Here is a 15,426-nt window from a genome sequence, read left to right on the forward strand (position 1 = left end):
GACCGTTGTTTTGTTTGATATCATTATTCTAATGGACAGCTCCGGCCGATGCAGCAGCCAAAGAATCAAGCTTGCTGAGCTTCAGGCGTGTCGTCATGATGTACGGTGCTCTGACATCCTGAGCATCAAAGTATCCATAGGACGTAAGCACGTAGGTTCCGTCAGGCAGCACGACGTTCCCTGCATATCCGGTGTCGCCGCTGCGGACGGACGGCGTGAAATCCTCGATGAGCCGCACCCGGTATTGACCTTCCCTGAAGTTGACCAGGTCATCGTAAGTACCAACCCACGCCACCCAGTCTCCTGCGACCCAATCGTTCAAATCGGCCGCGCTTCTGCGGATGATATCCCGGAAGGTGATCAGGAGTCTTCCCGACACCGGATCGTATTCCGCCTTATGTCTTTCCCCCATCAGTGCTCCCTGCATTTCTTTAGGTTCGGTCCATGTGTTCCCTTCGTCATTAGAAAAAGCGATCATCGCGTTCGTTTTCTTGAACTGGGCTCTGGCAAGCAATGCCAGCTGCCGACCGTCAGGTGAACGGACGACTTCGATTTCGCACAGGCCGGCGCTCTTTTCAACGGCATTGTGTTCCGCAAGCAGACGAACAGGTACACTCCACTGCTCGTTGCCGCTGGCATCAAACGTCAAGTAGGTCTTCCAGTTATTGTAGCTGCCATCATGGAAAATCCCCATCCATTTGTTGTCCCAGCTGCCGTCCGGCTTTTTCAGCTGTGTCAGACTGGCCATCGCTACCCAGCCGTATTTGCCCGTATTCGCAAAATAGGAAGTGAATTCGGACCAGGTTTGCCCTTCATCGTCCGAGTAAGCCGTCTTGAAGCCGCCCGGACTTGCGGGTAACCCGCTGATCAGCTCCAGTCTCGTCGTTCCGTCGGGCTTGGTAACTTTATAAATAGTCGGCGTTTCCTGGCTGGTCTCCCATGATACAGGCGTCTGCAGTCGGTCACTCCAGGACCGTCCGCCATCCGTGCTTTTTTTCATCAGAATCGGTCCTTTGCCGTGACCTTTCGGATAGACGGTGATAATGGTCTGGTTGTCGTCCAGAAGCACCGAGTCCGGTTGACCCAGGTATTGTCCCGGCTGCCTGTCTGTCAATACCATTCTGCCAGTGTCCTTGGACAAGTCGATGAAAGGAATGGTGTAATCCAAACGCACGTATGGAATGCTGCTCACCTCACTGATTTCCTGCGCATTGAGCGGTCTGTTATAAACCTTCAGAAAATCCATCTCACCGGAATAATACCATTCGGGTCCTGTGCTGTCCTGGTTCCTTCCGACGTACATCGCGTTAATATGATTCACGGCCGGGAAAAAAGCAGCCGACGGGCTCGAACCCTTCTCCACGGTATCCACGTAGATTTTGGCTCCTCCACTGCTAACATTGAGCACTGCCGTATGCCACTGGCCGTCGTTATACTTGCCTGATGCACTCATCCGCGTAGTATACACATTGTTTTCCCTGTTCTCGAAATACACGGTGCCTCCGTTCATTGTAAAAGACAAATTGCTGGAGGGTTTGGTTGTATCGGTTGCGCTGAGGAATGTTTTGGCGATGGCTCCGCTCGTCGACTTGAACTTCACGACAATGGCTCCTTGCGTCAGCCCGGCTACCTTGCCGATATCCGCCGATTTATCGATGAAGTCACTTGTGCCGTTAAAGCTCTGGCGTATACCATAGTCCAGGACAATTCCATCGCTCACGGATGCTTCTGCCGTCTCCCCCCCTGTTTGTATCGATACCGCAATAAGGGACAAACATAACATCATGATCATAGATTTCCGGATTCGGATTCCCATTTTACCCTCCTATAGGGATGCATTCGCATCGTTCATGATCAGTTCTTTGTTCTGACCCTTTACTTTTACCTTCACCTTCACGGTGTAACTGCCAGGCTGCGTCAGGTTCGTGAAACGGATCACACCATCCTTCTTAAATGTGGTCATGGTCATCGTATTCTGGTTCCCCAGATTGATAGATGCGGTTACGCTTTCCACTGCGCCTGCCCCTCCAGCCGCGGTTACGATGGAAGGAACATCAACCGTTATGGTTTGATTGGCCGCAGTGACGGACGGAGTTTGGTTTAAAGCTTGCGTTGCCGGTGCCACGATATACCGTAGACTGGCGATATAACTATTGGGATCGTCCAGCCCCAGCGTGTGGAATATCGCCGCAGCCATGTGGGTTGATCCGACGTAATTGGGATGAATGTTGTCATTCAGCCAGATGCTCTTGATATGACTTTCTTTCTGTTCTGCTTCCGTCCAATATTGGTAATGATCAACGAGCAGCTCCTGCTTCTCCTGTGCCACACTGCGAATCGCATCCACGTAGAGAGGCAAATTGTTCACGCGCCCTCCATCCGCCGGCTTGATTGTGTTGATCGTCTCAAGCACGGGGATCGCCCCAAGCTGCCTTACCTTGTCTACGGCTGTCCGCAGGTTGTTCTTGAATTCTTCAAGCGGAACCATTTGATTGCTGCTGTCATTCATGCCAAACGCAATAAACACCACATCCGGTTGGTTGACGGTCACCCAGCGGTCGAAATTCGCGAGCAAATCCCTTGTGGTCATGCTGGATACGCCTGTATTCAGCACGATATCGTCAGCCCGCGCCGGATTGACGGCTGACAGCTCGCCTTTGACCCGTTCACCGAACAACTCGGCAAACGACTTGTACCCTTTTGTATGCAGAGCGCCGTGCGTAATGCTGTCTCCGCTGAACAGCCATGTGACCGGCCCGGTTCCCTGAAGCAAGGACTGTATTTCTGACGGTACCTGAACGGGAGCCGGCGCACTGCCATGAATATATGCAGTCTGCAGCTGCGTCCAAACGGCTGATCCTGCCATTTTTGCTTTAACCGTTAAGGTGTACGGTTTTGAGGAGACGACGCTGCCCATGGATACCGTCCCCGTCCCGCTTGCGGTCTCGCGAACGACCTGCTCCTCATCAGAACGAAGTGTCACCATAACCTTCTCCACCGTTCCGAGACCGGTTAAGCTTGTTGTCAAATTAACGGAAATGGCGCTGCCCGATTCGGTATACGCGACATTCCGGTTTATGACTTGACTGGCAGGTTCTTTGGTGTCCGTATATCCGTTGATTCCCCAGGTATACCCGCTTCCACCGACACCGAACAAGCTCATTAGCTCTTTGGCAAGCCTGAGATGCCCAAGCTCATTCGGTGTCACGCCGTCAGAAGCGGTCAATGCAGCCCTGTCTGTATACCCATTCCACGTTTCGTAATGGTTGATGAGCACGACACCGTCTTCTGCGGCAATCTGCTTCAGCGTGTCCACATAAGTGGATACCTTGGCTGCGAAAGTCGAGCTGATCGGAACGATACTGCTCTCGAGAACCGGGATGGAGCCTGCATTTCGAATTTGGCTTACAATCGTTTTGACATTGCTTTTAAATGTCGCCAATGGTGTATTGCTCGCCGCATCCTCCTGTCCCAATGACACGAACACGGCTTTGGGCTGTAACCGGGTGACGCGTCTGTCAAAATCAGCCAGGAGGCCGGCTGCCGTCATCCCCTTTTTCTGCGTATTGAACACGAAATTCCGCCGCTGAAGCGTGCCTCCCAGCTCCCAGCGAATCCGTTCCTCGAAATGCTGCATATAATTCCGGTACCCTTCCGCAGCTCCTGGCGAAAACGTCATCCCGCCCCCCGTAAACACGAAGGTGGAAGAAGCCGCATTCGAAGTGATAGCCTGTTTAACAGCATTCAGGTCAGCAGCCGAGCTGACGGTTCTCGTCATATTGATCAGCGTCTGATCATCAAGAGGCTTACTGTACACTTCAGCATAAGCAATGCTGCCCGTAAAGGGGTATTGAAAAGCTCCGCCGGCTCTTTCGGTAATTCCCAGTTTCGAGCTGTTCGGAGCATAGATGTTGTTTAAAAATTTTCGGGGTGAAACGCTATCTTCTTTAATGAGAACACCATCCAGGAAATACTTGTATCCGGCCGCCTTGTCCATCACCATGGCCACCGTATGATCCACATTTGGCGTCAGCGTGATTGTATTGCTTTTAATATGGGTGTTGGACTTGGTTTTACCCGGTTCGGCATAGCGATTCTCGCTCCCGATCAAGGTCGGCGTAATGTAGAGATGGAAGTGCCCATCCGCTACGGTGTTATTGCTGAGAGAAAATAAAGACATGATCGAATTGCCCGTGTAGCGGAACTTCACGACAATGGTGCCTTGATCCAGCGTTTTCAGCGTATCGACTTTGTCGTTCAGATCAGGGTACGGACTGCCGTTAATGTCCTGATTTTCCATGCGGAATATGAGACTGGGGTCGGAAGCTGCATCCACTCGTTCGTTTAACAATGACTTAGGCAGCAGCCCCCATAAAAGCATGAAAGACAATAATATCAGTGCTCCTTTTTTCACAAAAATTCACTCCTCTCATATTCACTCTTCACCCGGACTCTTGATGCCTGTACAGTTATGTTCGCCACCAAACCTCCTCTCTACTGTGATGTAGTCTCATTTTATTGACAATAACCACGCGATGAAATCCCTTTACTTTTACATTTAGGGTGCATTTTTTACCTATTCGCGTTTTGATGTAACAAAAAAAAGAACAGCCGCTTGGAAATAGCGACTGTTCGACTTTCTTTGCCATTGTGATATCAAAAGTTAATAACGATTAATTATGCATCGATGCCGATTGTACCCGTATCCGGGTCTAGCAGAATCAATTTTCCTTGATGCACTTGTCCGTCATCGCTCAGTGTAAAAGCCCTCGCCGTTTTCCCGCTGCCTGCGAGTGAGGCAATATCTGATGGCTCCAGCGAAACACCGAACTGATCCCTCCAAATGACGAATGTGCACCCCGTCTTATAATGAGAACATCCGTAACCACGCTTCCCCATGATCAGCGTTCCTCCGCAGCCCGCCCTCGGGCAAGGCGCAATGCCGGACACGGCGGTACGCGGCTCGGACGCTGCTGCTACGGGCGCGCTTGTCCGTTCGCGCGGTTTAACGGCGGTAGCGGCTTTGCTGGAAGAGGCTTTGCTGGAGGCTCCCGTTTGGCCGGCATTGCCTTCCCCACCTGCTTTGGCAGCCGGCTTCTTCCGGCTCCGCGAAGATTTGGCGGTGCTATCGGTGGATTGATCTTCAAAGGATTCCTTCGCGACCCGCGGCTGCATTTTCACTTTGCCGATAATCATGGTCGCAAACTTTTTGACGTTGGCCATGAAGACTTCGTCGGATGCGGAACCCTTGGCGATTTCGTTCAGCCTGCGTTCCCATTGTCCCGTCATTTCGGGAGACGTCAGGAGATCGACGCCCGCGCCCCGGATCACCTCGACGGCCATTTTCCCCTTTTGGGTAATGACGATGCGCTTCCCCTTCATCACCATATACCCCACCTGCTTGAGCCGTTCGATGATCGCTGCGCGCGTCGCCGGCGTCCCAAGACCGGAATCCTTCATGGCATCCCGCAGTTCTTCATCCTCAATCTGCTTGCCCGCGCTCTCCATGGCTTTTAACAGCGTTCCCTCAGTGTATGGCTTCGGGGGCTGGGTCTCTTTTTCCTTCGCCTCGCTGCTTATGCAGGTTACCCCTTCTTTGGCGTTTAATTGAAAAGGGGCCGTGACTTCTTCCTCCTGCTGTACATCGTCCTCTTCCTCTTTATCCTTCTTCGCGCGGGATTTCTTGGCGTCTTTTTTCTGATCGGCATAAATCACCTTCCAGCCTTCCGAAAGCAGCTGTTTGATGGTCGTTTTGAATTCTTCTTGTTCTACGGCCGTCATGATCGTATGCACCTTATACTCCGCCGGCGGATAAAAATGGGACAAAAAGCGCCGCACAATCAGGTCATAAATTTTGGCTTCGTCCGGCGCCAGGTTTCTTGCCATTTTATTGGTTGGCAGTATGGCATGGTGGTCCTCCACCTTGGCCGGGTTGCAGACCGATTTATTGTTTTTATGAACGAATTTTTTGTCCGCATGCTCGGCAAACTTGGCGTAATCCGTTCCTCGCAGTTGGTCCAGCGACTTGTACATCTGCGGGATATTCTGCTCGGTCACATAGTTGGAGGTGGTTCTCGGATAACTGATCACCTTATGTTTTTCATACAGGGCCTGAGCAAGATCGAGCGTTTTTTTGGCAGAAAAGGAGTATTTGGCGTTAGCCTCCCGCTGCAGCAGTGTCAAATCGTAAAGCTTGAACGGATACTCTTTCGTATCCTTGATATCATAGCTCAGTACTTTACCTTCCTTGCCTTGCACTTTCGCCGCGATTGCCTTCGCTTTGTCCTCATTCTGAATGCGTTCGCCCTGCCAGAGTCCTTTGTACTCGGAGTCTCCTTGCTTAAATATGGCCTCGACATCATAAAACTTCGCAGAATTAAAAGCTTCGATCTCTTTTTGGCGGTCATAGACGAGCGCAAGCACTGGCGTCTGAACGCGGCCGACCGAGAGCAGCACATTATGCTTGGTCGTAAAAGCTCGCGAGCCGTTCATCCCGATCAGCCAGTCCGCTTCGCTGCGGGCTCTTGCCGCCATGGAGAGGTTCTCATACTCCCTGCCGTCCTTCAGCTCATCAAAGCCTTTGCGGATCGTTTCGGGCGTCAAATCCGAGATCCATAACCGTTGAACCGGTTGGCGCATTTTTAGATGCTGCTGGATCAGAGAGAAAATATGCTGGCCTTCGCGCCCGGCATCGCAAGCATTAATCAGCCTGTCGCTTCGTTTGGACAGCTCGGCAATTACTTTAAGCTGATCTTTCGTTTTCGGATTGGGCTTCAGCTTGAACTGCTCGGGGATAATCGGCAAATCATTGATATTCCACTTCTTGTATTTGTCATCATACGCATCCGGCTCAGCCAAGCCGATCAAATGTCCGATCGCCCACGTAATGATGTAATGCTCCCCTTCGATGTAGGTGCGGGCGTTTTTGGCCTTCGGCTCAATGACAGCCGCGATATTACGTCCCATATCCGGTTTTTCTGCAATCACTAGTGTTTTCAAAAGTACCGTCTCTCCTCAAATGGACGTTCATATTCCCATGAAAAAGGCCGAGAAAAGAAAGCCTCCCCCGACCTTGGTCCGATCATTTCATAGAATCGAATACTCATAATAATAGCATACAAACACCTTGGTTTCAACGAAACGAGGGCGTGGAGCCCGTAAGTAAATATCATCTTCACGTCTTTATCATCTATAGAAAAGCTGCACAACGACAAAAGAAGGCCTCCCTAATAATTCGGGAAGCCTTGGAGTAAATTCCATATTTACATATTCACTGCCGCATTAAACGAGAACTGTGGAACCCATCAAATATTTATCGACTTCGCGTGCCGCCTGACGTCCTTCGTTAATGGCCCATACAACCAAACTCTGTCCGCGGCGCATGTCCCCTGCCGCAAATACGTTATCGACGTTCGTTTGATACTTGCCGTATGCCGCTTTAACGTTCGATCTCCGGTCCGTTTCAAGGCCCAGTTGGTTTACGATCGTTTGTTCCGGACCGTCGAAGCCAATGGCGATCAGCGCCATTTGGGCGGGAAATACCTTTTCGGTACCCGGTATCGGCTGATAAATTTTCCGTCCTGTTTCATCAACCATACGCTTGATCTGTACCGTATGAAGTTCTTTCAGGTTGCCCTCATCGTCGCCCACGAATTTGGTGGTCATGATGGAGAACTCACGCGGATCTTTGCCATACAGCGCTTTGGCTTCCTCCTGTGCGTAATCCAGCGTATACACGTTCGGGAACTGCGGCCACGGGTTGTTGATCGGATCCCGCTCCAGCGGAGCCATGTCATGCGTACCGAACTGGGTCACGCTGCTGCATCCGTGACGAAGGGATGTAGCGACGCAGTCGGATCCGGTGTCACCGCCGCCGATGACGATAACATCCTTGCCTTCCGCCGATAGGTACTTGCCGTCAGCCAATCCGGAATCGAGAAGACTCTTGATCGTTCCGTTCAGATAATCCATCGCGTAATGGACGCCGTTTAAATGACTACCTTCGATATTGAACTCGCGCGGCTTCGTAGCCCCGCCGCACAGTACCACGGCATCATAATCGTCGGCGAGCTGCTGCGAGGAAATATCCTTGCCGATTTCGGTATTCGTGACGAAGCGGATGCCCTCTGCAGCCAGCAGATCCACACGGCGCTGCACGACAGCTTTGTCCAGCTTCATGGAAGGAATGCCGTACATCAGGAGTCCGCCAATACGGTCAGACCGCTCATATACGGTTACGCTGTGCCCTGCTTTATTCAGCTGAGCCGCTGCTGCAAGTCCTGCAGGTCCTGAGCCGACGACGGCGATACGCTTGCCTGTACGCTTTTCGGGCGGATTTGGAACAACCCATCCTTCTTCAAAGCCTTTATCGATAATCGCCTGCTCGATCGTCTTGATGGTGACCGGCTGGCCGATCAGACCGACGGTGCAGGATCCCTCGCAAGGCGCCGGACAAATACGGCCCGTGAACTCCGGAAAATTATTCGTTTTATGAAGGCGGTCAAGCGCTTCTTTCCAAAGTCCGCGGTAAATCAGGTTGTTCCATTCCGGTATCAGGTTGTTCACGGGGCAGCCGGAGGTGCCTCCTGCCATGTCGATGCCCGTGTGGCAGTAAGGAGTGCCGCAATCCATGCAGCGTGCTCCCTGTGTGCGCAGTTCCTCTTCGGATAAATGCTTGTGGAATTCTTCCCAATCTTTGATCCGTTCAGCCGGCTCGCGATCCGCCGGAAGCTGGCGGCTGTATTCCATAAAACCTGTTGGTGTAGACATGACGTGTTCCCCCATCCGTTCTTTTCCTGATGATTCTCTATCTGCCGCTATCGACACAATGATATTTCAATTATAGTAGCATCTCAATCTTTGTATATTAAATGGATTATCCGAATAATTATTTGCACAATTTGACACGCTGCTTACATTCGGATGGAAGTGATACACGATATTTACCGGCGTGTATACGTACAAAACCGGTAATCATAAGGATTCTTCTCATCACGGATTCCTTGTACTTCCTGAACACATTTCCATTCGGACATATCGAATTCCGGAAAAAAGGTGTCACCGTCGAAGGCTTCGTCAATCTCCGTAATGACAAGACAATCCGCGTAAGGAAGCAGTACCCGGTAGATCTCTGCTCCGCCAATAACCATGATTTCCTCTCCGTTTCCGATTTCGAGAGCCTCATCCAGCGTATGAATGATCCGGGCGCCCGGTGCAGCATAATCGGGATCACGCGTGAGGACGATATTGGTACGGCCCGGCAATGGCTTTGCTCCGAAGGACTCCCATGTCTTCCTTCCCATGAGCACCTTTTTACCCATCGTTTGTTCTTTGAAAAAGGCCATGTCTCTAGGTAGGCGCCATGGCAGCTTATTATCTCGGCCGATGACCCGATTCTCTCCCATTGCCCAGATAAAAGTCATGCTCATCGTACATCTGCTCCTTTATGCAGGAATTATGGACCTCTAATCGTTAAATGGCTACAGGCGCTTTAATGCCTGGGTGATGCTTGTAATTCACGAACTCGAAGTCTTCAAACGTGTAATCGAAAATGGAATCAGGCTTGCGTTTGATCACAAGCTGCGGAAGCTCGTAAGGCTCGCGTTCAAGCTGTGTTTTGACCTGCTCCAGATGGTTTGAATAAATATGCACGTCTCCGCCTGACCATATGAATTCTCCCGGCTCCAGGCCGCACTGCTGCGCTACCATATGCGTTAGTAAGGCATAACAGGCAATGTTAAACGGTAGCCCCAGGAAGGTGTCTACAGACCGCATGGTCAGCATGCAGGACAGTTTGCCCCCCGCTACATAGAACTGGAATACGAAGTGGCATGGAGGAAGCTTCATCTGTTCGATTTCCGCCACATTCCAAGCGCTGACGATATGCCGGCGGGAATCGGGATTCTTCTTGATGGATTCGATCACGTTCGCGATCTGATCGATATGCGACCCGTCCGGTGCTTCCCAGTTACGCCACTGCGACCCGTATACCGGCCCCAGATCGCCGTTCTCATCGGCCCATTCATCCCAGATGGATACGCCGTTCTCCTTTAAATACCGAATGTTGGTTTCGCCGCTCAGAAACCACAATAGCTCATGGACGACGGATTTAATATGAATCCGTTTGGTCGTCACCAAAGGAAAACCCTTCGCAAGATCGAATCTGAGCTGTCTTCCGAATACCGATATCGTTCCCGTTCCTGTCCGATCTTCTTTCGGCGTACCGTTCTCCATAATGTCTTCAAGCAATTCCAGGTAATTCCGCATGTTTCGTCCACCCTCTCGATTCTTGTCTTTCTAGTTGTTCGTTCGCCCAGTCTAGCTCTTGTGTTTCATTTCATATAGTTTACCATGCTCTCCAAACCAGAGAAATAGCAAAATTAAACTGCCCTGGCACCATACCAACCGTGATACTAAAAAAGCAGAAGCCCTGCTAACGCAAGGCTTCTGCTCCAGTACATGCATATGGTATTCGTTCTTATTTGCGAGGCGCGATCACGTGAATCGGATTGCCAAGCGCAAGCTCAGCGGTTTCCATCACGATTTCGCCCAGTGTAGGATGCGCATGGATCGTCAAAGCGATATCCTCGAGCGTAGCGCCCATTTCGATCGCGAGTCCGAGCTCTGCAATCAGGTTGGATGCTTCGATACCGGCAATGTGGCAGCCCAGAACCAGCTGGCTTTCTTCGTCAAAAATCAGTTTGACGAATCCGTCAGGATTGTTCAGGGACAGCGCACGTCCGTTACCCGCAAACGGGAACTTCGCAGCTTTGGCTTTGTAGCCTTTTTCTTTGGCTTCTTTTTCGGTGTAACCAACGCTTGCGCATTCCGGATCTACGAAAGCGACAGCAGGTACCACTTTATAGTCCACCACGGAAGGATGACCGGAAATGGCTTCCGCGGCCACTTTACCTTCGTAAGAAGCTTTGTGAGCCAGCGCAGGTCCGGCAACGATATCGCCGATCGCGAAAATGTTTGGTTTGTTGGTACGTCCTTGATGGTCAACCTTAACCAAACCGCGGTCAGTCATTTCGATACCAACCAGATCAAGGCCCAGGTCTCCATCGGTGTTAGGACGGCGACCAACGGTTACAAGCAGGTAATCCGCCGTCACTTCTTTGGTTTCGCCGTTTACGGAATATTTAACCGTAACGTCTTTATCCGTTTGCTCAGCACTTTCGGCTTTGGCATTCGTGATAATTTCAACACCGGTTTTGTTCATGCTCTTCACAACAAGCTTCGTCATGTCCGGATCAAATCCGTTCAGGATCGTATCCAAGCCTTCCAGGATCGTCACTTTCGTGCCGAATTTGGAGAACATTTGACCCAGCTCTGCTCCGATATAGCCGCCGCCGATTACGACGAGGCTCTTCGGAATTTCAGGCAGGCTCAGCGCTTCCGTGGAAGACATGATGCGTCCGCCAAACGGGAATGCTTTCAGCTCGATTGGGCGGGAGCCTGTAGCAATGATGCAATGCTTGAAGCGGTAACGTGGGGATTCATGCTCATTGAAGCAGCGAGCTTCGTTCTCGCTGATGAACATGCATTCGCCGTTGAAAACTTCAACCTTGTTGCCTTTCAGAAGACCGGCTACGCCGCCAGTCAGCTTTTTCACAACACTGTTTTTGAATTCTTGGGTTTTGCTGAAATCCACTTTCACGTTCTCGGCCGTTACGCCGAAAGCTTCGCCGTGTTTTGCAGACTCATATTGGTGAGCAGCGGCAATCAGGGCTTTGGAAGGAATACATCCGCGGTTCAAGCACACGCCGCCGACTTCGGATTTATCCACGATCAGAACTTTTTGTCCGAGCTGAGCGGCACGAATGGCTGCTACATATCCGCCGGGACCTGCACCAATGACTAATGTATCGATATCGAGAGAAGCGTCACCTACTACCATATCTTACACCTCCATAACCAGCAGCTCAGGATTGCTGAGCAGTGATTTAATGTAATTCATAAAGTGTTGCGCCGTTGCTCCATCGATGATGCGATGGTCAAAGCTTAGGGACAATGCCATTACGGGAGCAGCTACGATTTCACCGTTCTTAACAACAGGCTTCTCGGAGATGCGTCCAGTACCCAGAATCGCAACTTCAGGGAAGTTAATGATCGGAGTAAAGAACATGCCGCCAGCGGAACCGATGTTCGTGATGGAAATCGTACTGCCTTTCATTTCGTTCGGAGCAAGCTTGCCGTCGCGGCCGCGTGCTGCCAGATCCCGGATGCTGTCGGCGATCATCCAGATGCTCTTGCGGTCAGCATCCTTGATAACCGGAACGATCAAGCCGTTATCGGTATCGGTAGCAATACCGATATTGTAGTATTTTTTGTAAACAATTTCGTTGTTTTCTTCGTCAATCATGGCGTTCAAGGCAGGGAATTGGCGGGAAGCCGCAACCAGCGCTTTAACGATGAATGGCAGGTAAGTGATCTTGGTGCCTTTTTTCTCGGCGATTGGTTTCATGCGGGTACGGAATGCTACGAGTTCAGTAACGTCCACTTCGTCCATGATCGTTACGTGAGGCGCAGTGTAAGCCGATTTAACCATAGCGTTCGAAATGGCTTTGCGAATGCCTTTGAATGGTACGCGTTCTTCTTCGGCGCGCTGATCAGCGGCTGCGGAAGAAGCAGCGGATGCTGCCGGAGCTTTGTCTTCGCTCTTCGCGGATGCTGCCGGAGCAGAAGCCTGGCCTCCACCATTTATGAACGCTTCAACGTCCTCTTTCGTAATTTTGCCGTTGCTGCCGGAACCGTTCACTTGCGTGATATCGATGCCTTGCTCGCGAGCAAATTTACGCACGCTTGGCGTTGCAAGTACGTCTTTGTTCGGAGCTGCCGGAGCAGAAGCGCCTTCGCCGCCTTCTTTGGCTGCTTCAGGACTGCTTTGCGCTGGAGAAGAAGTGGTATCTGCGCTGCCTTTGGCTGCGTCAGCTTCCTGGGAACCATGATCTGCAGCAGGTGCCTCCTGTTCAGGAACTTCACCCTCTGCATCAATAATTGCAACGACTTCGCCGACACGGCACACTTGTCCGTCCTTGGTCAGCACTTCCTGTACCGTACCGTTAACTGGGCAAGGAACCTCTACAACCGCCTTGTCGTTTTGTACTTCCATGATGATGTCGTCGTCTGTTACCTTATCGCCCGGTTTGATGTGCATTTTAATAATTTCGCCTTCATGCAAACCTTCGCCGAGCTCAGGGAAACGATATTCAAATTTTGCCACCTTTACTACCTCCAATCAAATGACTGCTTTTCTTAGAATTCCATAACTTTGTTGACTGCAGCAATTACACGAGCCGGTGTAGGGAGCCAAGTATCCTCGATTTGTGCGAACGGATATACAGTATCCGGACCCGCTACGCGGAGTACAGGGGCTTCCAGGTGCAAAATGGCCTTCTCGTTAATTTGAGCAATCACTTCTGCGGCTACGCCGGAAGTTTTTTGAGCTTCCTGAACCACGATGGCGCGGTTCGTTTTCTTGATGGATGCCACGATTGTATCGATATCCAAAGGATTCAGCGTACGCAGGTCAATCACTTCCGCCTTGATGCCTTTAGTTTTCTCGAGCTCTTCAGCAGCCTTGGTTGCCGTATGAACCATCATGCCGTAAGCGATGATCGTTACATCGGAACCTTCGCGAACAACGTTGGCTTTGCCAAGCTCTACCACATAATCTTCCTCAGGAACTTCTGCACGGAATGCATGGTACAGGTTCAAATGCTCCATGAAGAATACAGGGTCGTTGTCGCGAATGGAGGCAATCAGAAGACCTTTTGCGTCATAAGGGTTCGACGGCACTACCACTTTAATACCCGGAGTCTGGATCGCCAAACCTTCCAGGGAATCCGTGTGAAGCTCTGCCGCTTTTACGCCCCCGCCAAATGGCGTACGGAATACGATCGGCGCATTGTAGCGGCCGCCGGAGCGGTAGCGCATGCGAGCTGCTTGAACGAACATTTGGTCAAGAGCTTCAAAGATAAAACCTACGAACTGGATTTCAGCTACCGGACGGAAGCCCTGAATACCCAGACCGACTGCCATACCGCCGATTGCGGACTCTGCCAGCGGCGTATCGAAAATGCGTTCTTCGCCAAACTCTTTTTGCAGGCCTTCCGTTGCACGGAACACGCCGCCGACATTACCTACGTCTTCACCAAAAACGATGACGTTAGGATCACGTTTCATCTCCACGCGCATCGCGTCGCGGATCGCTTCTTTCATATTCATTTGTGCCATTGCTTCTTTTCCTCCTTAAACATTCACTGTTCACGTTGCTTAAGCCATGCGTCAATCGATTTATTGGAAATCGGCTTTTTGTTCTTCCAAATGTTTCGGGGTTTGCTCGAACATGCTGTCGATCAAGCCAGGAACCGTCATTTTTGCGGTTTGTTCCGCCTTTTTGATCTCTTCGTTCACTTTCGCTTTGGCTTCATCTTTCACGCGGGCTGTGTCTTCTTCCGTCCACAGTCCTTTTTTCTCGAGGTACTTCGCCATGCGAGCGATCGGGTCCTTCTCGTTCCATTCGCCTTCTTCGTCCTTCGTGCGGTACTTGGTCGCATCGTCAGACAGGGAATGCGGACGGAAACGATATGTCACGGCTTCGATCAAAGTCGCGCCTTCGCCATTACGGGCAAGCTCGGCAGCTTCCTGAACAGCACTAATAACAGCGAGCACATCCATACCGTCGATTTTGACGCCGCGGATGCCGGCTGCTACTGCTTTGTGGGCAATAGACAATGCTGCTGTTTGTTTTGCAAAAGGAGTTGTGATGGCATAGCCGTTGTTTTGCACAAAGAAAATGACCGGCAGCTTAAAGCGGCCTGCATAGTTCAGACCTTCGTAGAAGTCGCCTTCCGAAGAACCGCCGTCACCTGTATAAGTGATCGCAACTTGCTTTTGTTTTTTCAGTTTGAAGCCCATGGCAATACCCATCGCATGCAGAATTTGCGCACCGATGATAATTTGCGGCATCAATACATTCACGCCTTCAGGGATTTCTCCACCATGCTGGTGTCCACGGGAATACAGGAATGCTTGATAAAGCGGCAGTCCATGCCATACGATTTGCGGCATATCACGGTAGCCCGGACATACGAAATCTTCTTTTTCAAGAGCGTATTCGCTGCCGACCATCGTTGCTTCTTGTCCGGATACCGGAGCATAGAAACCAAGACGTCCTTGGCGGCCCAGATTGACGGCACGGTCGTCCCAAGTGCGGGTAAATACCATGCGGTACATAATTTCTTTTAACTGATCATCAGTAAGGTTAGGCATTTTATCTTTGTTAATGATTTCACCTTCGGGAGAGAGCACGGAAAGCGCTTCGACTTCCTCGGTATACACTTCATAAGGCACCTTGCTCATTATCTTCACCTCAACAAAAAAATTTGAATATCAAGTGCTGCTGTTATAGAATTATTATAC

Annotated in this window: 10 protein-coding genes; all 10 read right to left on the reverse strand. The window is 50.9% G+C overall.

Features of this window, described 5'->3' with window-relative positions:
• Nucleotides 1-28: 28 nt before the first annotated feature.
• The gene (locus ACTHPM_RS06925) at nt 29-1,792 is read right to left on the reverse strand and encodes a LamG-like jellyroll fold domain-containing protein (RefSeq protein WP_440394459.1); all 1,764 of its coding nucleotides are present in this window, start codon (nt 1,790-1,792) and stop codon (nt 29-31) included.
• 33 nt (nt 1,793-1,825) lie between these two features.
• Nucleotides 1,826-4,414 (reverse strand): GDSL-type esterase/lipase family protein, encoded by a 2,589-nt coding sequence (locus ACTHPM_RS06930; RefSeq protein WP_440394460.1) that lies wholly within the window; start codon nt 4,412-4,414, stop codon nt 1,826-1,828.
• A 263-nt stretch (nt 4,415-4,677) separates the two neighbouring features.
• Nucleotides 4,678-6,999, reverse strand: coding sequence for a DNA topoisomerase 3 (locus ACTHPM_RS06935; protein ID WP_440394461.1), 2,322 nt, complete (start codon nt 6,997-6,999; stop codon nt 4,678-4,680).
• Nucleotides 7,000-7,281: 282 nt separating this feature from the next.
• The gene (locus tag ACTHPM_RS06940; RefSeq protein WP_440394462.1) at nt 7,282-8,769 is read right to left on the reverse strand and encodes a glutamate synthase subunit beta; all 1,488 of its coding nucleotides are present in this window, start codon (nt 8,767-8,769) and stop codon (nt 7,282-7,284) included.
• Nucleotides 8,770-8,942: 173 nt separating this feature from the next.
• Complete coding sequence (locus tag ACTHPM_RS06945; RefSeq protein WP_440394463.1) at nt 8,943-9,428, reverse strand: dihydrofolate reductase; 486 nt, start codon at nt 9,426-9,428, stop codon at nt 8,943-8,945.
• Between the two features lie 43 nt (nt 9,429-9,471).
• Complete coding sequence (gene thyA, locus ACTHPM_RS06950; RefSeq protein WP_440394464.1) at nt 9,472-10,266, reverse strand: thymidylate synthase; 795 nt, start codon at nt 10,264-10,266, stop codon at nt 9,472-9,474.
• Nucleotides 10,267-10,477: 211 nt separating this feature from the next.
• Entirely contained in the window at nt 10,478-11,899 is a 1,422-nt protein-coding gene (gene lpdA, locus ACTHPM_RS06955; RefSeq protein ID WP_127602595.1) for a dihydrolipoyl dehydrogenase, read from the reverse strand.
• A 3-nt stretch (nt 11,900-11,902) separates the two neighbouring features.
• Nucleotides 11,903-13,225, reverse strand: a complete 1,323-nt coding sequence (locus ACTHPM_RS06960) for a dihydrolipoamide acetyltransferase family protein (RefSeq protein WP_440394465.1) — start codon at nt 13,223-13,225, stop codon at nt 11,903-11,905.
• A 32-nt stretch (nt 13,226-13,257) separates the two neighbouring features.
• Complete coding sequence (locus ACTHPM_RS06965) at nt 13,258-14,238, reverse strand: alpha-ketoacid dehydrogenase subunit beta (protein WP_440394466.1); 981 nt, start codon at nt 14,236-14,238, stop codon at nt 13,258-13,260.
• Between the two features lie 60 nt (nt 14,239-14,298).
• Nucleotides 14,299-15,366 (reverse strand): pyruvate dehydrogenase (acetyl-transferring) E1 component subunit alpha, encoded by a 1,068-nt coding sequence (pdhA, locus tag ACTHPM_RS06970; protein ID WP_440394467.1) that lies wholly within the window; start codon nt 15,364-15,366, stop codon nt 14,299-14,301.
• Nucleotides 15,367-15,426: the final 60 nt, after the last annotated feature.

It is taken from the genome of Paenibacillus sp. SAFN-054, assembly GCF_051966755.1.
Taxonomy (GTDB): Bacteria; Bacillota; Bacilli; order Paenibacillales; family Paenibacillaceae; genus Paenibacillus_AQ.